Here is a 23,770-nt window from a genome sequence, read left to right on the forward strand (position 1 = left end):
ATGAGCCGATTTGCGGAGATCTTACAAAAGAAAGACTTTGTGATCACCTTTGAACTGGTGCCCGGCCGGAGCACCCGCACCCGGCACTTTCGGGATATCATGCGGTTTGCCGAGGAGGTGGCGGGAGAGGGACTCTTTGACGCGCTTTCCATTACGGACAATGCCGGGGGACACCCGGCCCTGGCTCCGGAGGCCTTGGGTCGGGAACTCAAACGCTTGGGGCACGAGCCCATCATCCACTTTTCCTGCAAGGACAAAAACCGCAACGTTATTGAAAGCGATCTCCTGGCCCTGGACCGGGAGGGGTTGCGGACCCTCCTGGTGATCACCGGAGATTACCCGCGCTACGGGTATCGGGGCCGGGCCAAGCCGGTCTTCGATCTGGATTCCGTGCAGCTTCTCCGTCTGATTTCGGAGATGCGCAGGGGTTATCGGCTACCCCCTGAGGTCCCCGGAGGAGGGGTGACCCTGCCGCCGGTCCCCCTTTTTCCGGGCTGTGTGGTCAATCCCTTTAAATGGACCGAGGCCGAGACCCTCCTTCAGTACTGGAAACTCCTCAAAAAGATCCGGGCCGGGGCGGCCTTTGCCATCACTCAGGTGGGCTTTTCGGCCCGCAAATACCAGGAACTCCTCTTTTTTCTTAAGGAGGAGGGACAGGCCGATTTTCCGGTGCTTGCGGGAATCCTGGTCATGGACCGACGGCTGGCCCGCATCCTCTATCGGGGGGCGGTGCCCGGGATCACCGTTCCGGAGGGGCTTTACCGCCGACTTCAAGGGCTTTCCGAAGAAGAGGCCCGGGCCGAGGCCTTGGAGCGCGCGGCCCGGCTCATGGCCGTCTGTCGGGGCCTGGGTTACCGGGGGGTCCACCTCTGTGGGGCCCCGCTCGAGCTGGAGGCCGCCCGCCGGCTCCTTTCCCTCTACGAGGAATACCGTCCCCGATGGCGGGAGTTTCTTTCAGAATTTGCCGGGGCCCCGGAGAAGGCCTTTTTTCTCTATCCAAGGGATCCCGAAAGCGGTCTCAACCTTCCGGAAAGACGCCCCCTTTCGCCGGCCCGCAGGCGCTCTCCGGTCTATCTCCTTTCCCGGGCCGCCCACGGCCTCTTTTTTGCCCGCAAGGGGCCTCTGGTTCGTCCCCTCCGGGCCTTGGCCCACCGGATCTCGGGAAGTCGGGGGGAGCACCTATTTACCCGTCTGGAGTATTGGATCAAAAAGGTCCTTTTCGAATGCCAGGAGTGCGGCGACTGTACCCTCCCCCGTCTGGCCTTTCTCTGCCCTCAGAGCCAATGTGCCAAATATCTCCTTAACGGCCCCTGCGGGGGCAGCCGCGACCGCTGGTGCGAGGTCTATCCCGGTCTTCGGCGGTGTGTCTATGTACGGGCCTATGAAAGGCTTTCTCCTGAAGAGCGCCGTAAGGTCTTCTTGGAAGAGGAACTCCCTCCGCGCAACTGGAGCCTCTTTCGTACTTCCTCCTGGCTCAACTTCTACCTAGGGCGTTCGGCTATTTCCCTATCGGAAGAGTAAGGAGCGGGGCCGGGCCGCCCTCTCGGGAGGCCTCCAGAGCGAAGAGCTGTCCCAAAAGGATAAAGGTGCTCTTGGTAGAAAAGTCGCGGTCGGAGATATAGAACCAGAATCCCCGATGACGTACGGCAATAAGGGCCCCCTCAGGAAGGGACCTCGAGGTCTTTATCCGGAAGATATCACCGAGGACCTCCGCCCAGGAAAAGGGCGAGCCGTCGGGATTACGAGTTAAGGGTAGTTTTCCCGAGGAAAGATCTTCTTCGGGAACCTCTATCCCGTTTGAGAGATAGAAAAGGACCCCGATAAGGGAGCGGGTCTCCAGCCGTATTCCTGAAGATCCCAGGGCGGTCCCCGGTCCCAGGAGATAATACCTCTCTGCAGGTGGAAGGCCTAAGAGATTTCTAACAGTTTGAAGGGTAGGAAGTTTTCGGGCTTCAGGGGCCACCTTCAACACCGGAAGTAATCTGCCTTTTTCCTGCGCAAAAGAAAACTGGATCTTTCCCGCTTCGCGTAATTTTTCCAGTAAGGAGACCGCTTGCAAGAACTTTCTAAACCGGGGAGCCTCTGTGGGAGTAGGGCCGGAGGCGGTGGGGGCATTTTCCAGGTGGTTCAAACGCTGGACGCAGAGCCGGAGCACCCGATCGGCCCGCCAGCCGGAGTTAAGGAGGAGGACTACGTGTTCTACCGGAATGGGTGAAAGGAGCCTCCGGGCGAATTCCTTGCCCTGGAGAGGGGCAAAGGTGAAGGTGGGCCGTAGCGCGTAAGAAAAACCCAGCCCTAGATGGTAAGTGTCGGGATAGGCCTCCTCAATATCCGTACCTACAGAGGCCTCCCCAGAAAAGCCGTACTGGGTGGAGATACTGGTTACCTGAAGGAAGACCGGAGGTTCCCCATAGCGCAGGCGCACCAGGTTAAGGAGCAACTGTTCGGAGAGGGCCTCTGAAAGGGCTCGATTAAAGGAAAGGGAAGATTCCTTTAGGGTTCGGGCCTTGAGCCCACAGCCGCAGAGCAAAAGGAGGCCCAGGAGAAAAAGGCCCTTAGGCAAACCGGCGGGCCAGGTCTTCCAGTTCCCGACAGACCCTTTCCCAGTCATCCTGTCCCTCCTCGATGCGATCCATGAGGGCCTCGAGTTCCCGGGTGAATTCCTCGGAGACATAATGGGGAAAATTCTGGGAAAGCACGCTATAGACCTCTCGGCCCAGGTGAGTGGGGATGAGCCGTCCTCCGGCCACGGCCTTTACGTAGCCCCGGGAAAGGAGCGTAGAGACGATCTCGGCATAGGTGGAGGGCCTTCCCAGACCCCGGCGTTTCATTTCCTGGATCAGGGTGCCTTCGGTAAAGAGAGGTTTTTCCGGAACGGAAAGAAGGCGCGGGGCTTCTGGCCGGGCCTCTTCAGGCCTAAAAAGCACCGGTCTTTCCCAGAAATTTTCGTGTCCGGAGACCAGGAGGGCCACCGGAGCCCGGTCTTCCCACTCCAGGTCCTCGAGGCGGAAACGGAGGACCGCTACTTTCAGGCGGGGATTGCGACACTGGCTGGCCATGAAACGCCGAAAAATGAGATCGTAAAGGCGCAAGATCTCCCTTTCTTCTTCGAGATGGAGGAGCCCCAGGGCCAGGCGGGAGCGGACCTCCCGGAGGTCCCAGGGGCGGGTGGGTCTTATGGCCTCGTGGGCCCCGCCTTCACCCCAGCCCCGGGGTTGAAAGAATTCCTCCCCTAGGGTGGCTTCGATATAAGGGCGGGCCACCTGAAAGCGCCCTACCTCCGAGACCCGGGTGGAATCCGTGCGGTGATAGGTAATGAGCCCGTTTTCAAAGAGTTGCTGGAGGAGTTGCATGGTGTGCCGACTGGAAAGCCCCAGGCGATGATGGGCCTCCTCCAGCACGGCATCGGTGGTGAAGGGGGGCGGAGCCGGCCATTCTTCCTCCTCTTCACGGACGATCTGGAAAGAAAGGCGCCCTTCCTCTAGGGCCTTAAGAAGATTTTTGGCTCGGCGTCGATTTTCCACTTCCACCCCGAAGGTTCTTCCCCCGAGGCGGAAACTTAAGCGGTAGCGCTTGCGGGCCGCCTCCCGGGCCCTTTCGATAACCCAGCCCAGCACCGGGGTCTGCACCCGCCCCGCGGAAAGCCCCCGGCGATTAAAGACCGACCAGAGAAAGCGGGAGAGGGCAAAGCCCACCCAGCGGTCCGCCACTCTTCGGGCCAGCTGGGCCCGCACCCGCGCCAGATCAAAATCCCGGGGTTGGGCTAAGGCCTCCCGAAGGGCCCGGAAGGTGACCTCGTGAAATTCTAGGCGCTGGATTCTTTTCTGAAAGGGGCGCAGACTCAGGAGGAGATCGTAGGCGATCTTTTCCCCCTCGGCGTCCGGGTCCGAGCCCACCAGGACCTCGTCCGCGGTAAAGGCCAGACGGGCCAGGGCCGCCAGGATCTCCCCCTTGTCATAGACTCGCCCTTCGGGGCAGCGCTCTTGGACCTCTTCCGGGTCCACCAATTCTTCTCCGGTGGTCTCACAGCGCTTGATGGTGTCAAAAAGGGGCACGTAGTGGTCGTTGAGGGGGAGGACCCCAAAGATTCCCCGACGACGCGAGAGGTTGAAGACGTGTCCCAGAGAGGCGGTGACCATAAGAAGGCGATCTTCGGCCGGGATCTCATAGACGGTCACCCGGCCCAAACGGCGCTGACTGGGCCGCCCCCAGAAAGAGGCGATGGTGCGGGCCTTGTGCGGACTTTCCACCACCAGAAGCGTGGTGCGGTAGCGGGGGAGTTTGCCTTGGGAAAGCCCCCGACGGGTCTCGGTAATCTCCCGGAGGATCCCTTCCAGGTCCACCTCTGAGACTTCCCGGAAGGGAGGGCTCTCTCCCAAATAGAAGGCCAGCCGTCTCCGAAGGCTGGCGAAGGCCCGGGGATGATCCACCAGGACCAGGGAAAGACCCGGAAGGACCCCTCGTACCGAAAGGCGCGAGACCCTCCCGGAGGCCTGAAGATAGGTTGCGGCATCTCCCACCACTACGAAAAGCTCCCCCTCCCGCTCCTCTAGGAAGACCTCCTCCGAGGTGGCCAGTTTTTGCCGAAAGGAGGACTCGGAGAGTTTGGCCTCCAAAAAGGCCCGTATCTCTTCCAGGCGCGCGGCTACCCGGGGATAGCGGGAAAGATCCTCCGGACGCAAGGAGAGATAGCGCCGCAGCCAGCGCAGATGGGCCAAGGCCCGGAGTTCTTCTTCCCCTTCAAAGAGAGGCAGAAGGGCCGCAAGGAGGCTGTGGAGCCTAGAGGGAGAGGCCTCCAGTTTCAGGGGAAAGAGGTGCCGGGGGACCCCTACAAAGACGGCGTAGCGTAGGACCTCCGGAAGATCGAGCCCCCGGACCAGGGGGTTAGCCAGGTGGGCCAGGCCCACGGCCACCTCGTAGCGTCCTTCCCTCAACCCCTCCATGAGTTCCTGGGGGCTAGTCTCAAGGTAGGATACGGCCGTGAGGCCCCGCTTCCGTAAGCATTCGGTCACCTCCTCCACCCGATCCCTTCCAAACTCTTCGGAAAGAAAGACCAGCCCTCCGGGGCCTAGCCGGGGGAGGATCTCAAGAAGCCTTTCGAGAAGGGCCTCTTGGGGAACACTCTCGTAAAGATCATAGATATTTCTAAGGGTAGAGACTGCCCGCTGGATCTCAAAGCCCAGGAGATGTTGAAAAAGGAGCACCCGGCTGGTGCGGGGCTTAAGGGTGGCCGAAGAAATAAGAAGCTGTCCCCGCCCCGACTTCTCCCGGATCTTCCGCAGTCTTTCGTAATCTTCCTCAGTCTTGCGGCTTTTCAGGGCCAGAGCAATCTCTTTTTCCGAAAATCCGAGGAGACGGAAAAGCCCTTCCACCTGGCGGGAGCGCTTAAGGAAGGCGTCTACATCATCTACGAAGACCAGGCGGAAGGCAAGGGGGATCAACTCTTCCAGGTGTTGGTACATGAAAGCCGCGGTGGCCACCAGGAGGTCGAACTGGCCAGAGGAAAAATCCTCTCGGTCCTTTTTGCGGCCGCGCCAGGTCAGGATCCTCCGGGAAAGGCCCAGGCCCTCGGCAAAGGTGGCCAGCCTTTCCCCCAATTGTTCGCAAAGGAGCCGGGTGGGGACCAGGACCAGGGCCCGGCCCGGGGCCAAAAGGGCCGCAAGTAAGCCGAAGGTGGTCTTCCCTGAACCCGTAGGGGCCACGATGGCAAAAGATTCTCCCAGGAAAAGACGCTTGGCCCAGGTCTCCTGCAGTCCCGAGGGGGGATGCCCTACAGCCCTCTCAAAGAGTTTCCGGAAACGGGCGCTTTCCTCCAGGGCCCGACAGTAAGGCGCAAGTCCCCGGAGTTTTTCTCCTTCGAGGCGGCAGGGATCTTGGCCCTCTGGAAGGCAGACCTCGCAGGGAAGGCCGGAAAGGAGCCTCTGGTCCGCGATCTCTCCTCCGCAATTAGGGCATCCGTGGGCCAGCTTAAAAAGCATCCGAAAGCCCCGCCATCTCCAGCCAGCGTTCTACAAGCCTTTCGGCACAGAAGACCAGGGATTCCAGGTCCAGGTATTCCGGGGCCTGCTGATCGTAAAGGATTTTGACCTCCCCGGGAAGGCCCTCTTCGGCCTCTCCGCGCCAGAAATGGATCCGCAGGGGCACCCGGGGAAGCACCCACACCTCTACGGCCAGATCCGCCCTTTCTTCAAGTTTCCGGATCCGGAAGCGGGAAAGGGCCTCGCGCAGTCTTTCTTCCTGCGTTTCCAGGGCCCGGGCCAGGGGTTCTTCGGCATAGCGGCGCAGGGTGGCCACCTTGGAGACCGAATGAGGAAAGGCCTCCAGGCCCACGAATTTCCCGGAAAGGGGAGTGCCCCGCCCAAAGCGTACGTAATTGTAGAGGAGGATTTGATCCCGGGGATCGAGGGACTCGCCGTCCAGGCGCTCGGCCTTCTCGGCGTCCAGGGCTACCTCTCCGTCGAGGTAGGCCAAAAGGAGGCGTCCTCCCTCAAAGCGCCCTCCAAAGGCCTCGGCCCGGGCCTTAAGATCTATCTTCTGCACGGCGGCCTTTACCTCGCGCAGGATGGCCAGGGTCTGATCCGCCACCTCTGGCCGGACCTTTCCGGAAAGACCCCGGGCCAAATCCCCGGGAAAATAAGGACAGGCCTCCGGGCGCACCTTTCCGGCGGAAAGGGCCACAGCAAAGGCCAGGCAGGAGGGCTGTCCGCATTCCCCGCAATTGGTGCGCGGAAGATGCTTTACGATCTCTAGCGGTCCGGGCATGCCTCTTATCCTAGCACCGGGAAATCCCTTTTGAAAAGACGGCCCATTTAGGGTATAATTTTAAAAAATGTTATTTGAAATCCGGGCCGGAATTTTTGGGAAGGGGGAGAGAGACCATGTTTAACATTGGAGATGTAGCGGTTTATCCCGCCCACGGCGTGGGAGTCATTGAGGCCGTGGAAAACAAGGTCATCGGAGGGGAGGAGAGGACCTTTTACGTGATGCGGATCCTCGAAAACAACATGACGGTCCTCGTCCCCAAAGACAGTGCGGAGCGGGTGGGCTTAAGACAGGTCATCTCCCGAGAGGAGGCCCAGGAGGTTTACCGGATCCTTTCCGAAAAAGAGGTTTCCATTAACCATCAGACCTGGAATCGGCGTTACCGGGAATATATGGAAAAGATCAAGAGTGGTTCCATCTTTGAGGTGGCCCGGGTTTATCGGGATCTCCACCTGGTGCGCCAGAGCAAGCCCCTTTCTTACGGAGAACGCAAACTTTTTGATACGGCCCGCAGCCTCTTGGTGCGGGAGCTTTCCCTGGCCGAAGGTCTTAAAGAAGAAGAGGTAGAGGAAAAGATCCGGAAGGCCCTTAGCTGAGGGAGATCTTGCGGAAGTATCTGATACCGGCCCTTTTGATCCTTTCGGCCGCCGTTGTGGGCTTTTTTGTCCTGCGGTACTTCCCCTTTGAGGGAGGTCGGGTCTATTCGCCCTGGCTGGGTTTTCTGGGAGGAGGCCTGGCGGGGTTCCTTATCCTGCTTTTGGAAAGGGCCATCCGGAGGCTCCCTTTTCTCCAGATCCTAGGCGGGGCCATCGGGTTACTTCTCGGCTTGGCCCTGGCCCGACTCCTCTCCTCTTTTTTCCAGGTCTTTACCCGGGGACCCTGGACGGCCTTTCTCTATACCATGCTGGCCCTGGGGTTGGGCTATCTGGGACTGGTGGTCGGGGGAAGACGCTTTCGGGAGTTGCGCCTTCCAGAGGGGCTAACCCATCCTTTCTCCTATGTCTCCAAAAAATTTCCTCGGCGGGAGTGTCCCAAAGTGGTGGACACCAGCGCCATCATTGACGGGCGCCTGGCCGATATCTGTGAGACCGGTTGGGTGGAGGGCCCGCTAATTATCCCCAATTTCGTGTTGCAGGAACTCCAGCAGGTGGCCGACAGTCGAGAGCACGCCCGGCGGGAAAGGGGGCGCCGGGGGCTGGACCACTTGCGTCGCATTCAGGAGTCCGGCAAGGTGGAGGTGCGGTTTATCGATCAGGACTATCCGCGGCTCAGAGACATCGATGCCAAGCTGGTGAGGCTCTGCCGGGAGCTTTCGGCCAAGCTCATCACTACGGACTACAATCTCAATAAAGTGGCCCGGCTCAAGGGAGTGGAAGTCTTAAATGTCAACGAATTAGCCCTGGCCCTGCGCCCGGTGGTCACTCCCGGAGAGGAATTACGGGTGGAGATCATCAAGGAGGGTAAGGAGCGGCATCAAGGGGTGGGCTATCTTTCGGATGGGACCATGGTGGTGGTGGAAGGCGGTCGAGAGTTCATCGGCCAGGAGGTGGAGGTAGTGGTGACCAGTCTGTTGCAGACCCCTTCCGGACGCATCGTCTTTGCGCAGCCCAAGGCCCGGGCCCGGGTGGCCTGATCTGTGCCCCGCATTCGTATCCTTCCCCAGGAAGTCAGTGCCCGCATTGCTGCGGGAGAGGTGGTGGAGCGCCCGGCCTCGGTGGTCAAGGAGTTGGTAGAAAACGCCCTGGATGCCGGGGCCCGGCAGGTGAGGGTGGAACTCGAGGAAGGGGGCCGCCGCAGGATCCAGGTGGTGGACGACGGAGAAGGAATGAGCCCCGAGGACCTGCGGCTTTCCTGGCGACCCCACGCCACCAGTAAAATTTCCACCCTGGAAGATCTTTCCCGGATCACTACTTACGGCTTTCGAGGGGAGGCCCTCCACAGCATGGCCCAGGTCTCAAGACTCACCCTCGTCTCCCGTCCTCCTTCTCAAGAGGAAGGCTGGCTTCTCCGGGTGGCCTTTGGAGAGGAAGAGGATTTTCGGCCCTGTGGGGCTCCCACCGGGACCACGGTGGTGGTGGAAGATCTCTTTGCCCGTCTTCCGGCCCGCCGAGCCTTTCTCAAGGGTCCTCGGGCAGAGACCTCTCGGGTGGTGGAGATGGTGCGGCTTGCGGCTCTGGCCCGTCCGCAGACCTCCTTCCGCGTGCGACAGGCCGGCCGGGACCTCTTTTTCTTTCCCGGGGGCTCCCGGCGAGGACTTCTTTCCCGGATCCTTTCCGTGCCGGAGGAGGCTTTGCGGGCGGAGACTTTCGAGGAGAAAGAGTTGCGGGCGGAGTTTCTCCTGGTTTCCCCCGAAAGGGCCCCCTCCACCTCCAGGCACCTTTACTTTTTGGTAAATGATCGCGTGGTGCGGGACCGGGGCCTGGCGGCGGCCCTTTTGGAGGGCCTGCGCGGGGTCTATCCCCCGGGAAGAGCCCCGGCCGGACTCCTGGCCCTCTACCTCCCGCCCCACCTGGTGGACGTGAACGTGCATCCCGCCAAATGGGAGGTCCGCTTTCGCAATGAACATGAACTTTACGGACGCCTCCGGCGCTGGGCCGAAAGGCTCTTTAAGCCTCAGGTCTTTAAGTTCTATTCTCCCTCAGAGGAGGAAGATCTTCCCCTTTCCGCAGGTCCTCCCTCCGGGCCGCCTGCGGAAAGACCTCGGGTGGCCGAAGGAAGGCTCTTTTTCTCGGAGGTCCCCTCCCCCGGCCCCCGGTATCTGGGGACCCTGGGGGAAAAATATCTCCTTTTTGAGGTGGAAGAGGGGCTCCTCCTCCTTGATTTCCATGCGGCCCACGAAAGGATCCTTTATGAAGATCTTCTCTCCGGCTCCGAGGCCCCGGAACCCCTTCTTTTTCCCGCGGTCTTTGAGCTTTCGGCCGAGGCCCAGGAGAGACTTGCGGCCCTTGAGGAAGACCTTTCGGCCTTGGGTTTTTCCCTGCGGGAGGCCGGGCCCCGGGAGGTGCTGGTGGAGAAGGTGCCCGCGGGCCTGGGGCTTTCCGCGGTGGAGGCCCTGCGGGAGGTGCTGGAGGAGGGGCTGGCTCCGGAAAGACTGCGGGAGGAGTTGGCCGCCCGCCTGGCCTGTCATCTGGCCCTCCGGGCTGGAGAGAGGCTTTCTCCGGAGGAGGCCCTCCGCCTTCTCCTCACGGTAAAGGGGCGAGGCCTGGAGCGCTGTCCCCACGGGCGCCCTCTATGGATTATCCTTAGTCGGGATGAACTCGACCGCCGTTTCGGCCGAAAGTGAGAAGCCCCGGGTGGTGGCCGTAGTAGGGCCCACCGGAGTGGGCAAAAGCGCTCTGGCCATAGAGCTGGCCGAGCGCTTCGGCGGAGAGGTGGTCAATTTTGATTCGGTGCAGGTCTACCGGGGACTGGACATTGGGACCGCCAAGCCCGGGCCGGAGGAACGTTCCCGGGTCCCCCACCACCTCTTTGATTTTCTCGAACCCTGGGAGGAATTCAACGCCGCGGCCTACGCCGAAAAGGCCCAAAGGGTTGTCCGGGAGATCGTGGCCCGGGGAAGACTCCCGGTGCTCGCCGGAGGCACGGGCCTTTACCTCAAGGCCCTCCTTCACGGGCTTTTCCCGGTGGAGGTCCCCCGCGAGATCCGGGAGGCCCTGCGCCAAAGACTGGAAAAAGCGGGCCTTTCCGCCCTTTACGCCGAGCTTTCGCGGGTGGATCCCGAGGCTGCCCGGCGCATTCATCCCCACGATCGGGTGCGGGTGCTCCGGGCCCTGGAGGTCTTTTACGCCACTGGGAGGCCCTTTTCCGCGCTGGCTCGGGAACATGCCTTCCGGGAGAGCCGTTTCCAGGCCTTAAAAATCGGCCTTTACCTTCCCCGGGAGGAACTCTACCGGCGCCTGGAGGCCCGGGTGGAGGAGATGCTCTCCCGGGGGCTGCTTGAGGAGGTGCGCGGCCTTCTTTCCCGAGGCCTCTCTCCGGAGCTAAAACCCCTTCAGTCCATAGGCTACCGGCACATGATCGCCTATCTTACCGGAAAACTCCCCTGGGAGGAGGCCGTGCGCCTCATGAAAAGGGACACCCGGCGTTACGCCAAGCGGCAGCTTACCTGGTTCCGGGCCGACCCCGAGGTCCACTGGTTTCAACCCCAGGAAAAAGAAAAAATTTTTCGTCTGGTGGAAAAATTTCTTTCCTCTTGAAGTCCCGCCTCCCTTAGGTATGCTTTTTCTTGAATTTTTAGGAGGAGGATGTGATGGGGCAGTATCTATCCCGGCTCTGGGAAGAGCCTTCGCCCAAAAAAATCGCCGACAAGTGCCGGGATCCGGAGGAGACTATCGCCTGGGTGGAGGAGCGCCTTTCCGCCTCGGGTCTTAAGGTCTTCCGGGAGCTTAAGCGCATAGACAAGGGGCGTCTGGGAATTCCGGTTTATATCAGTCTTTACGACGTGGAAGGCCAGCTGGTCACCGGGAACTACAAACAGATGGGAAAGGGGGCCACGGATATCCTTTCCCGGGCCAGTGCCCTGATGGAACTGGTGGAGCGTTTTTCCCTCTTTTCTTACGTAAAAAAGATGCAGGCCGAGCCCCTGCGGCCGCTCTCTCAGGTGCCTGAGGCCCTGAGTCCGGCCGAGCTCCTCGAGTCCCTTGACGATCCTGAAGGGGATATGCGGGGCCGGGCCTATGTGGAGCGGCTTCTTCCGGAGGTCCCCTTTCAGTTTACGCCGGCTCTTGCGGTAGCCGAGGGGCGACGCCGGGCCCTTCCCTTCTTTTGGTTCTGGATCCTCTACGAGTATAACGGCTCGGCCGCGGGAAACACCTATTCCGAGGCCGCGGTCCAGGCCACCTGTGAACTCATCGAACGCCACGTTTCCGCCCTTTCCCACCGCCTGAGAACTCCCATGCCCGAGATCCGCAGGGAGTCCATTGCCGGGGAGGGAGACCGGCTCTGCCGCTGTTTCGAGCGCTTGGGCATCCGTCTCTGGATCCGGGACATGACCTACGGGATGCCTGCTCCCACGGTGGCGGCCATGGCCCTGGATCCTTCCACCTATCCCCACCGCAGCGAGATCGTCTATGCCTCCGGTACCGGAACCACTCCGGAGCGGGCTTTAATTCGCACCCTCACGGAGATCGCCCAGCTCGCCGGAGATTTTGATACCGAGGGCAAGTACCTGGAAAGTGCCCTTCCCAAGTTTGGAGATCTCACCGAGGCCTCCTATGTGGTGGAGAAGGCCGGGGAGATGGATCTCTCCGAGCTTCCGGATATTTCCGCCCCGGACCACCGGGAAGAGCTGGCTCGCCTGGCCTCCGAACTTCGTGAGCGGGGCTATCATCTCTACCTGGTGGATATCGCCCACCCCCGGCTGGAACTTCCCGCGGTCTACGCGGTGATCCCCGGGGCCCTTTTCCGGGAAAGGACCCGGATCTCCCCTCTCTATCACCTGGCCCGGGTGGTGGCCCTTTATCTCCCGCGGGAGAGGGCCCTTCCCCTTCTGCGACGCATGGTGGAGGAAGCCCCGCCCCGCTATTACACCTGGGCCTATCTGGGAGGCCTCCTTTCCGAGGAGGGAGAAGGGGAGGGGGCGGTCTCCGCGCTCCGACGGGCCCTGGAGCTCTCCCCGGAGCCGGCGGACCGTCCGGCGGTTTATGCCCACCTGGCCGAGGCCCTTCTCCGGGCCGGGAAACCTTCCGAGGCCCTCCGGGCTGCCGAAGAGGGGCTTTCCTGGGAGGAGTTTCCCGAACTCTGGAACCTGGTGGGCCGGGCCCGGTTCCGTCTAGGAGAATACGAGGAGGCCCTTACCGCCTTTTTCCGGGCCGTGGAACTCAACCCGGCCTCGGTGGTGGACCTAGCCAATATCGGCTGGTGTCTCAAGGAGATGGGCCTTCCGGAGGAGGCCCGGGGCTTTTTCGAAAACGCCCTGGCTCTCGATCCCACTTTGCAGATGGCCCGAGAGGGTTTAAGGTGGTGCGAAGAGGCTGTCCGCAAGGAGGAGAGCCATGTTTAAGAGGGGTCTGGTGCTCCGTTTCCCGGCCGAAGTGGTGGATCAGCCCATTGTCTGGCGGCTGGTCAAGGACTTCGACCTCTCCTTCAATATCCTCAAGGCCACCATCCTGCCCGGAAAAGAGGGCATTATGGTCATGGAACTTTCCGGGCATCCCAAAAACGTCTCCCGGGGCCTCCAGTATCTGCGGGATCTGGGGGTGGAGGTCAAGCCCATCGGGCAGGAAATTCGCCGCCGGGAGGACCTCTGCATCCATTGCGGCTCCTGTACGGCCGTCTGTCCCACCGGGGCCCTTTCGGTCAACCGTGAGACCATGGAGGTAATCTTTGACCCCGATCGCTGTAGCGCCTGTGAACTCTGTGTGACCGCCTGTGTGGTCCGGGCCATGGAGGTGCGCCTTGAGCGCGAAGCCCTATGATCGCCGTGGCCCTCTCCGGGGGGGTGGACAGCGCCTATGCGGCCTGGCGACTCTCCCGTAAACACCCCGTCCTTCTGGTCCACGCCCGCTTTCTTCCGGAAGATACCTCTGAAAGACCCCGTCGGCTGGCCGAGGCCTTGGGCCTTCCCCTGGAGGTGCTGGACCTCCGGGAGGCCTTCGAGGAGCGGGTCATCCGCTATTTCCGCGAGGCCTATCTCCGGGGCCTCACCCCCAACCCCTGCGTAATCTGCAACCGGGAGATAAAGTTTGGGCTCCTTCTGGAGGCCGTTCGCCGTCTAGGGGCCGAAAAACTGGCCACCGGCCATTATGCCCGGGTGCGCTACGATCCGGAAACCGGCCGCTACCTCCTTTACAAGGGGCGGGATACCCGCAAGGACCAGAGCTATTTCCTGCATCAACTCTCTCAGGAGGCCCTCTCCCGGGTCCTTTTCCCGTTAGGGGATTTTCTCAAGGAAGAGGTCATCCGGGAGGCCGTGCGCCTGGGATTTTTCAACCTCACCGCCCCGGAGAGCCAGGAGGTCTGTTTCATCAAGGGAGATTATCGGGAGCTTTTCCGAGGGTTTGAGACCCCGGAAGGGGAAATGGTCACCGTGGACGGACGGGTAGTGGGACGCCATCGGGGGCTTTTTGCTTATACCGTAGGGCAGAGGAGGGGGCTTGGTCTGCGGCTGGGAAAGCCCTATTATGTGGTGGCCCTGGACCCCAAACACAACCGGGTGATCGTGGGGGAAAAGCGGCACCTCCTGCGGCGCACCCTGCGGGTGGGAGGAGTCAATTTCATTTATCCCCTGGACCCGGACCGCCCCTTTGAGGCCGCGGTACGCCTCCGTTATCGGCACCAGGAGGCCCCGGCCCGGGTGGAGCCTTTGGGAGGAGGGATCTTTCGGGTAGTATTTGAAAGACCCCAACGGGCGGTGACCCCGGGGCAGTTTGCCGTCTTTTACCGGGAGGATCTGGTTCTGGGTGGGGGAGAAATCCTGCCGGAGGAGGAGCCATGGCCCGAGTGAGATTCCTACCCTTTGAGGTAGAGATCGAAACCCTGGACGGGGAAACCGTTCTCCATGCGGCCATGCGGGCCGGGGTGCATATTAACGCCTCTTGTGGAGGGGCCGGGGTTTGTAACAAGTGTCGGGTCTTTGTGGAGGAAGGCCGAGCCCGGGGGGAAAGCCTTCCCGAAGGGGGATATAAGGCCTGCACCCTGGTGCCGGAGACGGATCTGGTAGTACGGGTCCCGGTGGAAAGCCATCTCGACCGCCGGGCCCTCCTGCGGGCCCCCAAGCGGCGGGCCACGGCCTGGCTGGCGGCCGAGGCCCGGGCCCGCGAGATTCCTTTTGAGCCCTCGGTAAAGCGTCATTATCTGGAACTCCCGCCGCCGGATCTTTCCGACAATCTCCCGGATCTCAGGCGTCTTAAACGGGGGCTCAAAGAGGTCCTGGGCCAGGAGCCTGAGGTGGAATGGTCTCTCCTTTCGGAACTTCCCTATCGGCTGCGCCAGGAAAACTTTCGGGTCACGGTCACCCTCTATGACCATCCCGAAAGGTCGGCCCCGGTGGTTCAAAGGGTGCACCCCGGAAAGGCTACGGAGTCTCTGGCCGTAGCCGTGGATGTGGGGACCACCACCCTCTGTGCGGAACTGGTGGATCTTTCAAGCGGAGAGGTCCTGGCCGAGACCTCGGACTACAACCCCCAGATAAGTTACGGGGAGGACGTCATCAGTCGGATCGAGTTCGCCCGCAGGGAGGGAGGCCTCAAGACCCTGGCCCAGAAAGTCCGGGAGCGGGTGGCCGGCCTTATAGAAGAGTTAGGCCAGAAGACCGGCCGGGAGACGGAGGAAATCGATCTGGTGGTCCTTTCCGGAAATACCGTCATGACCCATCTCTTTCTGGCCCTGGAACCCCGGTTTTTGCGGGAGACGCCTTACGTGCCGGTGGCGGCCTTCTTTCCGCCGGTTCCGGCCCGGGAGTTGGGGCTCCCCACGGCGGAGGGGGCGGTGGCCGAGTTCTCTCCCTGTGTGGCCAGCTACGTAGGGGGAGACATCGTCTCCGGGGTGGTGGCCACCGGCTTTTTCGAAGAGGACCCTCTTACCCTCTTCATCGACATAGGAACCAACGGGGAGATCGTGGTGGGCAACCGGGACTTTTTGGCCTGTGCGGCCTGTTCCGCCGGACCGGCCTTCGAAGGCGGAGGGATCAAACACGGGATGCGGGCCACCGTAGGGGCCATTGAAGCCGTGCACCTGGATACGGAGACCTATGAGCCCATGATCCTTACCATCGGGGGCCGTAAGCCCAAGGGCCTCTGCGGCTCGGGGATCATCGCCCTTCTCTCCCAGCTCTTTCTCACCGGGCTCATCGATCGCTCGGGGAAATTTCGGCGAGACCTGGATCATCCCCGGGTGCGTGAAGGCCGGGACGGCTGGGAGTATGTCCTGGTCTGGGCCGAGGATTCGGCCACCGGAGAGGACATCGTCTTTACCGAGGCCGATATCGACAACCTCATCCGGGCCAAGGGGGCCATGTTTGCCGGCTACCAGACCCTCCTGGAGTCCGTGGGCCTTTCCGTGGAGGCTGTGGAACGGGTGATTCTCGCCGGAAACTTCGGAAGTTATCTCGACCTGGAGCAGGCCATCACCATAGGCTTGCTTCCGGATCTTCCGAGAGATAGATTTTTCTTTGTAGGAAACAGCAGTCTCTTGGGGGCGCGACTCATGGCCCTCTCGCGCCAGATGCGGGAGAAGGCCGCGGAGGTGGCCCGGATGATGACCCACTTCGAGCTCTCGGCCCACCCGGGATACATGGATTACTACATGTCGGCCCTCTTTTTGCCTCATACCAATATTGAGCTCTTCCCTTCGGTAAAGGAGAAACTGGAGGACTGAGGTGCGGGTAGAGGCCCCGGCCAGATCCTGGATAGTCTCTGGAAGGCTTACGGGGCCGGAGAAGGGGCGCCCGAAGGCCGGACCGGAGCAGGGACCAAGGGGAGGGGCTCTCCCCCAGGCCCCCTCCGAAGGGGATCTCGATTTAAGAGCCCTTCTGGAGATCGCCCAGCTGCGGAGGATCGATCAGATGGTTCGGGCCCACGAGCGGGCCCATCTGGCGGCCGGAGGGGAACTGGTTATTTCCGGGCCGCACTATGTTTACCGGCGGGGGCCGGACGGGAGACTCTATGCCGTGGGGGGAGACGTGGTCATCGATACCTCTGGGGTGCCCGGGGATCCGGAGGCCACCCTGCGCAAGGCCGAACGCATCATCCGGGCCGCCCTGGCCCCCCTCAATCCCTCGCCCCAGGATCTGCGGGTGGCCCTGCGGGCCCAGATGATGGCCATGCAGGCCCGGCTGGAGGTGGCCCGAGAGAGGATGGAGGAAGGACATGCGTATCGTGCGTGAGGGCTGGCCCTGGGTGTTGCTTCCGGCCTTGGCGGGAGGGGCGGCGGCCCTTTCCGGAAGAAGACGGGAGGCCGGGCTCTTGGGGGTCCTTTCCGGGCTTTCCGCCTGGTTCTTTCGGGACCCTCCGCGAGAGCCGGTCTGGGATCGCGAGCTCCTGGTCTCCCCGGCCGACGGAAAGGTGGCCCTGGTGCGTTACTTGACCGAGTTTGAGGAGTTTCCCGGTCCGGTCTATCGGGTGGGGATCTTCATGCGACTTCACGATGTTCATGTGAATCGTTCCCCGGTATCCGGGAGGGTAAGGCATATCCGGTGGCAGAAAGGGGGGAAGCTTCCGGCCCTCTGGGAGGAGGCCTTTTCGGGAAACGAAAAGCGGTACTTTCTTCTGGAAAGGGACGACGGGGTTCCGGTGCTGGTGGTCCAGGTGGCCGGGGCCCTGGCCCGGCGCACGGTGAGTTTTCTGCGTCCGGGAGACGAGGTCCTGGCTGGGGATCGGCTGGGGATGATCAAGCTGGGCTCCCGGGTGGAACTCTTTTTCCCGGCCGAGGGGACCCGCCTCCTGGTGCGGGAGGGACATCGGGTGCGGGCCGGGGAAAGCCCCCTGGCCCTTCTCCCCTGGAGAGGCCGGTGAGAAAGATCGCCCTTTTGCCGCATATCTTCACCACGGGTAACCTTTTTGCCGGATTTTTTGCCCTGGTTTCCGCCCTTTCTGGAAAGATTGCCGTGGCCTCTTGGGCGGTGCTTGCAGCTATGATCTGCGACGTGCTTGACGGGCGCCTGGCTCGCCTCACCCGCTCCACAAGCCGCTTCGGGATGGAATACGACTCCCTGTGCGACATGGTCTCTTTCGGGGTGGCCCCGGGGATCCTGGCCTATGAATTCGCTCTCAAGACCTACGGACGTTACGGGTGGCTTGCGGCCTTTGTCTATGTAGCCTGTACGGCCCTCCGCCTGGCCCGCTTTAACGTGGAGGAGCCCGGGCCTTCGGCCTATTTTAAGGGGCTTCCCAGTCCGGCAGCGGCGGGGCTGGTGGCCTCCACGGTGATCTTTTTGAAACATGTAGGGGCGGAATTTCCGGTCAAACATGCGGCCCTGGTCCTTATGATCTATGCGGTCTCCTTTCTTATGATCTCTCCCTTTCCCTATCCCAGTTTCAAGGTCCTGCGCTTTCGGGAAACCCAACTCACCTATCTCCTCCCGGGTCTCATCTTGGCCTTTGCCGTGGTGGCGGCCGAACCTCAGGTGACCCTTTTTATCCTCTTTCTGGGCTATGCCCTTCTCTTTCCCCTTAAGGAACTCCTTTTGCGTCTGCGCCCGGCGGGCTTTCGCTTGCGGACCAAGCCTCAGGAGTCCCCGGAGGAGATTTGACAGGGACAAAAAGAAGGATTAAAAAGAAAACGCCAAAATGAGAAAGGGAGGAGAAGCTCATGAGTTGTAAATGCCGTCTGCTCAACATTGGGTTTGGAAATTCCGTGGTGGCCGAGCGGGTGGTGGCCATTGTCAATCCCAACTCGGCTCCCATGAAAAGGTTGCGGGAGGAGGCCAAGGAATCCAAGCGCCTCATTGATGCCACCCAGGGCCGTCGGACCCGTTCCATCATCATCACCGACTCTAACCACGTGATCCTTTCGGCCATCCAGGCCGAGACCATCGCCCAGCGCATGATGTCCGATCTCCTCAAAATGCACGAGGAGTGTGCCGAGACCCAGAAAGTAGAAGAGAAGGAAAAGGCCCCCTCCAAACGCCGCGGGAAGGCCGCTTAGCCTAGATGCGGGCCCTGCTTCTGGTGGTCTCCGCGCCCTCCGGGGCGGGGAAGACTACTCTTTGTCGTCTTTTAATAGAGAGGCTGGGCTTTCGGTTTTCCGTCTCTCACACCACCCGTCCGCCTCGGCCCGGAGAGGAGGAAGGACGGGATTATTATTTCGTCTCCCGGGAAGAATTTGAGTCCATGGTCTCCCGGGGAGAATTCGTGGAGTGGGCCGAGGTCCACGGGCATCTTTACGGGACCTCTCGGGCGGAGGTGGAGGAGGCTCTGGCCCGGGGGGAAGATCTCCTCCTGGACATTGACGTCCAGGGGGCCTCCAGTTTGCGCCGGTTTTTTCCGGAGGCGGTTTTTGTCTTTGTGGCCCCGCCTTCGCTTTCCGAACTCGAAAGGCGCTTGCGGGCCCGGGGTACGGAGACCGAGGAGGTGTTGCAAAGAAGGCTGGCCCGCGCCCGGGAGGAGATGACCTTTGCCCCCTGGTTTGACTATGTGGTGGTGAACGACGAGGTGGAGCGGGCCTTTGGGGATCTAGTGGCCATCGTGCGGGCCGAGAGGTGTCGCCCCCCGCGGCTTCCTTTATGGCCGAGGTAGTCTGGGGGATTAACCCCGTTTTGGAACTCCTCCGAAGCCAGCCCGATCGGGTGGAGGAGATCTGGATAGCCGCCGAGGGCTTGCGGGGAAGGCGGGCCCGGGTCCTGGAGCTGGCCCGAAAACTCGAGATCCCGGTGCGGGTGGTGAAGCGGTTTGCGCCCCCTAAAGTCCCCAGGGAGGCCTCCACTCAGGGGGTGGTGGCCTATATCCGGGAGTTTGAATATCTGGATCTGGAATCCCTCCTGGAAAGGCTCTCTTCCGAGAAGGAGCCCGTGGTGCTTTTTCTGGATGAGCTTACCGATCCCCAGAACGTGGGTTCCCTCATCCGGAGCGCGGAGGCCCTGGGGGCCAAGGGGGTGGTCCTTCCCCGGCACCGGGCCTGCGGGGTGACCCCCACGGTGGTCAAGGCCTCGGCCGGGGCGGTCTTTCATCTTCCCGTGGCCCGGGTGACCAACCTCCGGCGGGCCATTCTGAGGCTTCGGGAGGCGGGCTTTCGGGTCCTGGGGCTGGAGGCCCGGGCCGAACGCCCCCTTTTTGAGGCGGATCTTTCCGGACCTTTAGGTCTGGTGGTGGGCAGTGAGGGCCGGGGCCTGAGGGCCGGGGTGCGGGAGGCCTGCGACGGGCTCCTTTCCATTCCCCTTTCGGGGCGGGTAGAATCTCTGAACGCCGCGGTGGCCGGAGCCCTGGCCCTTTACGAGGTCTTTCGTCAGCGCCATGTATCGGGCTTATCGTCTGGCTAGTTTTCTGGCCGAAAGACTATTGCGACCCTTCTTTCCGGGGCGTTTCCGGCCTCCGGAAGCCGGCCCGGTGGACCTCTGGATGCATGCGGCCTCCGTGGGGGAATTACGGGTGGCGGAGGCCCTACTTGCGGCCCTGGCCTCCCGGGGAGCTTCTCCACGGGTGGCCTTGACCCTTCAGACAGAAAGCGCCCGCAGGCTGGCCCAGCGGCGAAATCTTCCTGCCCAGGTCTTTTCGGCTCCCTGGGATGGTCCCCGAACCGTGGTCCGGACTCTGGAGATCCTGAGACCCCGAGTGCTGGTCCTTCTGGAAACCGAACTCTGGCCCAATCTTCTGGCCGAGGCCCTGCGGCGAGAGATCCCGGTCTGTGTAGTCAACGGCCGTCTTTCGGATCGGAGTTTTCCCCGCTATTTGGCCCTACGAAGGCTCTTTCGGCCTCTTCTTGAAAGGCTGACCTTTGTGGGAGCGATTTCCCCTCTGGATCGGGAGCGCTTTCTGGCCCTGGGAGCCCCTCCAGAACGGGTGGAGGTGGTGGGAAACGCCAAGTACGACCTTCTGGTAGCGGAAAAGGAACGGGTGGATCTTGAGGGGCTTTCGGCACGGCTGAGGCTCCGGGAAGGAGAAAAGGTGGTGGTCTTCGGGAGCATGCGCGGGGGAGAAGAATCTTTAGTGCGGGAGGTGGTGCGCCAGCTGGCCGCTCGAGAAGAGGTGCGCTTTGTGGTGGCCCCCCGGCACCTTGAAAGGGTTTCCTCTTTTAAAAAAGCCCTCGAGGATCTTGGGCTATCCCTGGAGTTTTTTAGCCGCCATCGGCCCGCGCGTATCGTTCTGGTAGATGAAATAGGCCCTCTTTTTGGACTCTATGGTCTGGCCACCGCGGCGGTGGTGGGGGGGAGTTTTGTCCCCAAGGGGGGGCAGAATCCGGTGGAGCCAGCGGTCTGGGGGGTCCCGACCCTCTTCGGTCCCCACATGGAGAACTTCCGGGAAGAAGTCCGACGACTTTCCGGGGCCGGAGTTCGAATGGTTCAGACCAGTGCCGAAGCCCTTTCTCTTCTTCGCCAGTGGCTGGATGAAGAGGGGACCCGCCGTGAGGCCCGAGAAGCTCTGCAGAAAAGTCTTTCAGCGCTTCTCGGGGCCTCGGAGCGCTACGCCGCTCGAATTCTCCGGATCCTCAATGGGTCTCACCCATCTTGACCACGGGGCAGGTCATGGTGTGCTGAATATAAGGGATGCTCTGGAGTTTGCGCAGGACTACCTCGGAGAGGGTGTCGTGGTCCTCGGTTTCTACCTCGGTGATGATATCATAAGGTCCCATGATGATGTCCAGTTTTTTGACTTCGGGCATCTCCGAAAGAGTCTTGGCTACCTCGGCGGTCTTGCCGATCTGGGTATTGATGAGGATATAGGCTCTTAAGGGCATGTCCTACCTCCTAGGCCGTTTTTTAAAACTTACCAGAGGATATTGAGGAATAGAAGGAGACCGGCGGCGGCAAGGAGGGGAAGTCCCGCCAGGACTTTCCGGGTTTGAAGCGGGGCCGGGCGGCCATGGCGCAGGTGGTGGAAACCCCGGGCGTACATCGCCCGGAGGGTCCTTTCGGTTTCTTCATGGGCCCGGAGCAGGAGCAGGGCGTAAAGCCGGGCTTTCAGACGATAGGTAGCCAAATTCGATCTCTCCCGAAAGCCCCGGGCTACCATAGCCAGCTGGAGGTGGCGCAGGTCGTCGAGCAGGGTGTAGGCGTAGCGATAGCTCATGACGAAAAGGGCCAGGAGTTTTTCCGGGGCCTTTAAGGCCGCGGCCGCTCGCAGGGTCTCCGGAAGGGGAGAAGTCCCCACCAGGGCCAGAAAGAAGAGGAAGGAGGCCCCGATGCGCAGGAGGATGGTAAAGGAAAGGAAAAGTCCCTGAGGTGCGGTAAGGGAGAGCACCAGGGCCAGGAGGAGGCCCAGGGCCAAAGGGGCCCGCAGGTGCCACCATACGAAGGAAGCCGGAAGCCGGGAAAGGATAACCAAGCCCAGGGCCAGGGCCAGGGAGAGTCCGGCCGCGGAGGGATTGCGAGCCAGGGCGGTGGCCAGAAGAAAGGAAAAAAGAGCGGCCAACTTGAGTCGGGGATCCAGGCGATGTAGAGGGCTGGTCCCCCGGCCGTAGCGGTCAATCTCTGGAAGATGCAAGCTCTCTCAACCTCCGGCGGTTTTCTAGGGCCAGCCCCAGGGCCGCTAAGGCCAAAAGGAGGGCCAGTCCGGAAAGAATCCCCTCCACGGGAAGTTCCCTTGGGTGTTTGGGAGGGGATGGCTCCGATTTTGGGGCCGAGGGTTTTTCCGGGGCCAGCCGGAGCACCCTTTCGGCCCGGTGTCCCAGGGCCCCCGAGACCACCACCCGGACCTCGGTGCAGGGGGGCCTCGAGAGCCGGGCTCGCCCCTCCTGATCGGTTACGGTTTCCGCTACTTTCCGGTCCTGGCAATAGAGTTCCACCCGATCTCCCCGGGCAGGCCGTCCGTCAGCAAAGTAAGCTTCGAGTAAAAGCCCCCCGTCCTGGGGACGGAGATCAAAGTCCAGGCGATGGGCCCGGGCCGGAGAGGCCAGGACTAGAAGGAGACCTGCTGCGGCCAGGAGAATTTCCGGGTGCATCCGCTTCAGGGCCTTGAGGGCAAAGAAGGTGATCAGGCCTTCTAGGGCCGCCACCGGAAGATGGGCGACCAGGGCTAGTTGGGCCGTGCGCCAGAAGGCCTTGCCAGCCAAGGCCAGGGCCAAGGCCAAAAGGAGCCCCGAGCTCAACACTGCTCCCGCGGCCAGGACTCCGGCCAGGATTTCCCCTTTGTGGACCTCCCTCTGCCAGAGCCATCCGACCAGGGCCGCCGGAAGTCCCATAATGAGGGTGTTTACTCCCAGGGAAAAGATTCCTCCAAACTGAAAGAGAAGGGCCTGAAGGGTAAGGGCCACAAAGAGGGCCAGAAAGGCCTGGGGCCCCAAAAGGACCCCGGCCAGCCCTTCCAGGGTGAGGTGCACGCTGGTGGGCCCCAGGGGGACATGTACCAGGGCCGCCAGAAAAAGGGCCGCGGTCATCAGGGCGGTGCGGGGAATTTCCTCCAGAGAGAGCCTTCTAAGGCCCAGGGCCAGCCCTCCAGCGGCGATCCCCCATCCACAGAGGCTCTCCCAGGCCGGAAGCACTCCGTCGCTTATGTGCATCAGCGGACCTCCCGGAAAAGAGGAAAACCCGTGGGGGCCAGGGCCGGGGTCTCAAAGACATAGAGCCAGATTCCGGAACGCAACATCCGGGGAAAGGTGCGATTGGCGTAGGGGGCCTTTCCCGCAGGCACGGCCACATTCACCACCCACCAACCCCCTTCGGGAAAGCCTACTTCGAAGAATCCCTCTTTGTCGGTCTTGAGGACGAAGGTGATCAGGGGCTCGTTTACCCTACCGTAGGCGTCCAGAGGAAGTTTTTCCTCCGGCACATAAAAACCGTTGAGTTTTTCTACTTCCAATTGGGCTCCGGGGAGGGGCTTTCCGTTGAGAAGGACCCGGCCGCGGAAGACCTGCCCCACCCGAAGCCCATAAGGTCGAGAAAGGGGCTGGATCTCCAGTTCGAAGCCGCAAAGGTTTTGCCAGCCCTTTTCCACCTGGACATGGAGGGGGGTTTTCATTCGATCTTCCCAGACCTCTCCTTCTTCCTGGTTGAGATAGGGTTGAGACTGCAGACAGAGGTAGTAGTCGCCGCGGGCCGTGGGGAGGTATTCTATTCGGTAGCCGAAGCGTTTGCGTCCGGAGGCATAGTCCTTGACCTCGATCCGGCTAAAGGAAAGGCGGTCTTTTTGACCCTCCGGCTTGAGCATGAACCCCTTGGGGGCCTTGAGATCGTAAAGGATGCCCTCAAAGGGATGCCCAAAAAGGACCCAGATATTTATCACCTGCCCCCGCAATCCGTAGCCTTGACCCTCCGGAGGCACGGCGATGAGAAAATGGGCCCAGGCCCCGCCGGCCAGAAATCCCAACCACAAAAGCCCTACGATACCCCTTAAGCCTATCCTCTTGCCCATGGACAACTTCCTCCTCTTATGGTAACATTATTTTAATAAAGATAGCACTAATGTCAACCATGTCAACC

General features: G+C 61.5%; 23 protein-coding genes. 16 read left to right on the plus strand and 7 right to left on the minus strand.

All coding sequences use genetic code 11. The features are described 5' to 3' along the window. Positions 1–1,521 (plus strand): methylenetetrahydrofolate reductase C-terminal domain-containing protein, encoded by a 1,521-nt coding sequence (locus FVE67_RS07365; protein WP_168719969.1) that lies wholly within the window; start codon positions 1–3, stop codon positions 1,519–1,521. Here FVE67_RS07365 and FVE67_RS07370 read toward each other — a convergent pair. The 3 genes from FVE67_RS07370 to FVE67_RS07380 are packed head-to-tail and all read right to left on the minus strand — an operon-like array spanning position 1,499 to position 6,762. Next, complete coding sequence (locus tag FVE67_RS07370) at positions 1,499–2,611, minus strand: hypothetical protein (protein ID WP_168719970.1); 1,113 nt, start codon at positions 2,609–2,611, stop codon at positions 1,499–1,501. The two genes, FVE67_RS07365 and FVE67_RS07370, sit on opposite strands and share 23 nt — an antisense overlap. Further along, positions 2,556–5,978, minus strand: a complete 3,423-nt coding sequence (gene rgy, locus FVE67_RS07375) for a reverse gyrase (protein ID WP_168719971.1) — start codon at positions 5,976–5,978, stop codon at positions 2,556–2,558. Before rgy ends, FVE67_RS07370 begins: the two co-directional genes overlap by 56 nt. Beyond that, the gene (locus FVE67_RS07380; protein ID WP_168719972.1) at positions 5,968–6,762 is read right to left on the minus strand and encodes a DUF3786 domain-containing protein; all 795 of its coding nucleotides are present in this window, start codon (positions 6,760–6,762) and stop codon (positions 5,968–5,970) included. The genes rgy and FVE67_RS07380 overlap by 11 nt, the downstream gene beginning before the upstream one ends. Positions 6,763–6,878: 116 nt before the next feature. On the opposite strand from FVE67_RS07380, the gene FVE67_RS07385 reads away from it, so the two are divergent. Genes FVE67_RS07385 through FVE67_RS07455 form a run of 15 tightly spaced genes read left to right on the plus strand, consistent with a single transcriptional unit; the run spans position 6,879 to position 20,864 of the window. Next, positions 6,879–7,358 carry a CarD family transcriptional regulator gene (locus FVE67_RS07385; RefSeq protein WP_168719973.1) on the plus strand — a complete coding sequence of 160 codons (480 nt, stop codon included), beginning with the start codon at positions 6,879–6,881 and terminating at the stop codon, positions 7,356–7,358. An 8-nt stretch (positions 7,359–7,366) separates the two neighbouring features. After that, positions 7,367–8,395, plus strand: coding sequence for a PIN/TRAM domain-containing protein (locus FVE67_RS07390; RefSeq protein WP_168719974.1), 1,029 nt, complete (start codon positions 7,367–7,369; stop codon positions 8,393–8,395). 3 nt (positions 8,396–8,398) lie between these two features. Further along, positions 8,399–10,045: a DNA mismatch repair endonuclease MutL gene (mutL, locus tag FVE67_RS07395; RefSeq protein WP_168719975.1), complete on the plus strand. Its 1,647-nt coding sequence runs from the start codon at positions 8,399–8,401 to the stop codon at positions 10,043–10,045. After that, the gene (gene miaA / locus FVE67_RS07400; RefSeq protein WP_168719976.1) at positions 10,014–10,958 is read left to right on the plus strand and encodes a tRNA (adenosine(37)-N6)-dimethylallyltransferase MiaA; all 945 of its coding nucleotides are present in this window, start codon (positions 10,014–10,016) and stop codon (positions 10,956–10,958) included. The genes mutL and miaA overlap by 32 nt, the downstream gene beginning before the upstream one ends. 53 nt (positions 10,959–11,011) lie before the next feature. Next, positions 11,012–12,763, plus strand: coding sequence for a YcaO-like family protein (locus FVE67_RS07405; protein ID WP_168719977.1), 1,752 nt, complete (start codon positions 11,012–11,014; stop codon positions 12,761–12,763). Beyond that, on the plus strand, positions 12,756–13,178 hold the full coding sequence (locus tag FVE67_RS07410) for an NIL domain-containing protein (RefSeq protein WP_168719978.1): 423 nt from the start codon (positions 12,756–12,758) through the stop codon (positions 13,176–13,178). The genes FVE67_RS07405 and FVE67_RS07410 overlap by 8 nt, the downstream gene beginning before the upstream one ends. Next, on the plus strand, positions 13,175–14,206 hold the full coding sequence (gene mnmA / locus FVE67_RS07415) for a tRNA 2-thiouridine(34) synthase MnmA (protein WP_168719979.1): 1,032 nt from the start codon (positions 13,175–13,177) through the stop codon (positions 14,204–14,206). Before FVE67_RS07410 ends, mnmA begins: the two co-directional genes overlap by 4 nt. After that, a complete protein-coding gene (locus FVE67_RS07420; protein WP_168719980.1) occupies positions 14,194–16,077 on the plus strand; it encodes an ASKHA domain-containing protein in 1,884 nt (627 codons plus the stop codon). The genes mnmA and FVE67_RS07420 overlap by 13 nt, the downstream gene beginning before the upstream one ends. Before the next feature lies 1 nt (position 16,078). Next, on the plus strand, positions 16,079–16,585 hold the full coding sequence (locus tag FVE67_RS09270; protein ID WP_210534582.1) for a putative metalloprotease CJM1_0395 family protein: 507 nt from the start codon (positions 16,079–16,081) through the stop codon (positions 16,583–16,585). Next, positions 16,569–17,213 carry a phosphatidylserine decarboxylase gene (locus FVE67_RS07430; protein ID WP_168719981.1) on the plus strand — a complete coding sequence of 215 codons (645 nt, stop codon included), beginning with the start codon at positions 16,569–16,571 and terminating at the stop codon, positions 17,211–17,213. Before FVE67_RS09270 ends, FVE67_RS07430 begins: the two co-directional genes overlap by 17 nt. Beyond that, positions 17,210–17,950 carry a CDP-diacylglycerol--serine O-phosphatidyltransferase gene (pssA, locus tag FVE67_RS07435; protein WP_246167869.1) on the plus strand — a complete coding sequence of 247 codons (741 nt, stop codon included), beginning with the start codon at positions 17,210–17,212 and terminating at the stop codon, positions 17,948–17,950. The genes FVE67_RS07430 and pssA overlap by 4 nt, the downstream gene beginning before the upstream one ends. 59 nt (positions 17,951–18,009) lie before the next feature. After that, positions 18,010–18,345, plus strand: coding sequence for a DUF370 domain-containing protein (locus tag FVE67_RS07440; protein ID WP_168719982.1), 336 nt, complete (start codon positions 18,010–18,012; stop codon positions 18,343–18,345). A gap of 5 nt (positions 18,346–18,350) precedes the next feature. Then, positions 18,351–18,935, plus strand: coding sequence for a guanylate kinase (gmk, locus tag FVE67_RS07445; protein WP_168719983.1), 585 nt, complete (start codon positions 18,351–18,353; stop codon positions 18,933–18,935). Continuing rightward, a complete protein-coding gene (rlmB, locus tag FVE67_RS07450) occupies positions 18,923–19,675 on the plus strand; it encodes a 23S rRNA (guanosine(2251)-2'-O)-methyltransferase RlmB (protein WP_168719984.1) in 753 nt (250 codons plus the stop codon). The genes gmk and rlmB overlap by 13 nt, the downstream gene beginning before the upstream one ends. Continuing rightward, complete coding sequence (locus tag FVE67_RS07455; RefSeq protein ID WP_168719985.1) at positions 19,650–20,864, plus strand: 3-deoxy-D-manno-octulosonic acid transferase; 1,215 nt, start codon at positions 19,650–19,652, stop codon at positions 20,862–20,864. Before rlmB ends, FVE67_RS07455 begins: the two co-directional genes overlap by 26 nt. Here the strand turns inward: FVE67_RS07455 and FVE67_RS07460 are convergent. The 4 genes from FVE67_RS07460 to FVE67_RS07475 are packed head-to-tail and all read right to left on the minus strand — an operon-like array spanning position 20,842 to position 23,702. Continuing rightward, entirely contained in the window at positions 20,842–21,090 is a 249-nt protein-coding gene (locus tag FVE67_RS07460; protein WP_168719986.1) for an Lrp/AsnC family transcriptional regulator, read from the minus strand. The two genes, FVE67_RS07455 and FVE67_RS07460, sit on opposite strands and share 23 nt — an antisense overlap. A 29-nt stretch (positions 21,091–21,119) precedes the next feature. Continuing rightward, positions 21,120–21,836, minus strand: coding sequence for an energy-coupling factor transporter transmembrane component T family protein (locus FVE67_RS07465; protein WP_168719987.1), 717 nt, complete (start codon positions 21,834–21,836; stop codon positions 21,120–21,122). Further along, positions 21,817–22,851: a cobalt transporter CbiM gene (gene cbiM, locus FVE67_RS07470; RefSeq protein WP_168719988.1), complete on the minus strand. Its 1,035-nt coding sequence runs from the start codon at positions 22,849–22,851 to the stop codon at positions 21,817–21,819. Before cbiM ends, FVE67_RS07465 begins: the two co-directional genes overlap by 20 nt. Next, positions 22,851–23,702, minus strand: a complete 852-nt coding sequence (locus FVE67_RS07475) for a DUF4198 domain-containing protein (RefSeq protein ID WP_168719989.1) — start codon at positions 23,700–23,702, stop codon at positions 22,851–22,853. The genes cbiM and FVE67_RS07475 overlap by 1 nt, the downstream gene beginning before the upstream one ends. Positions 23,703–23,770: the final 68 nt, after the last annotated feature.

The sequence above is a fragment of the Thermosulfurimonas marina genome, from assembly GCF_012317585.1.
GTDB lineage: Bacteria > Desulfobacterota > Thermodesulfobacteria > Thermodesulfobacteriales > Thermodesulfobacteriaceae > Thermosulfurimonas_A > Thermosulfurimonas_A marina.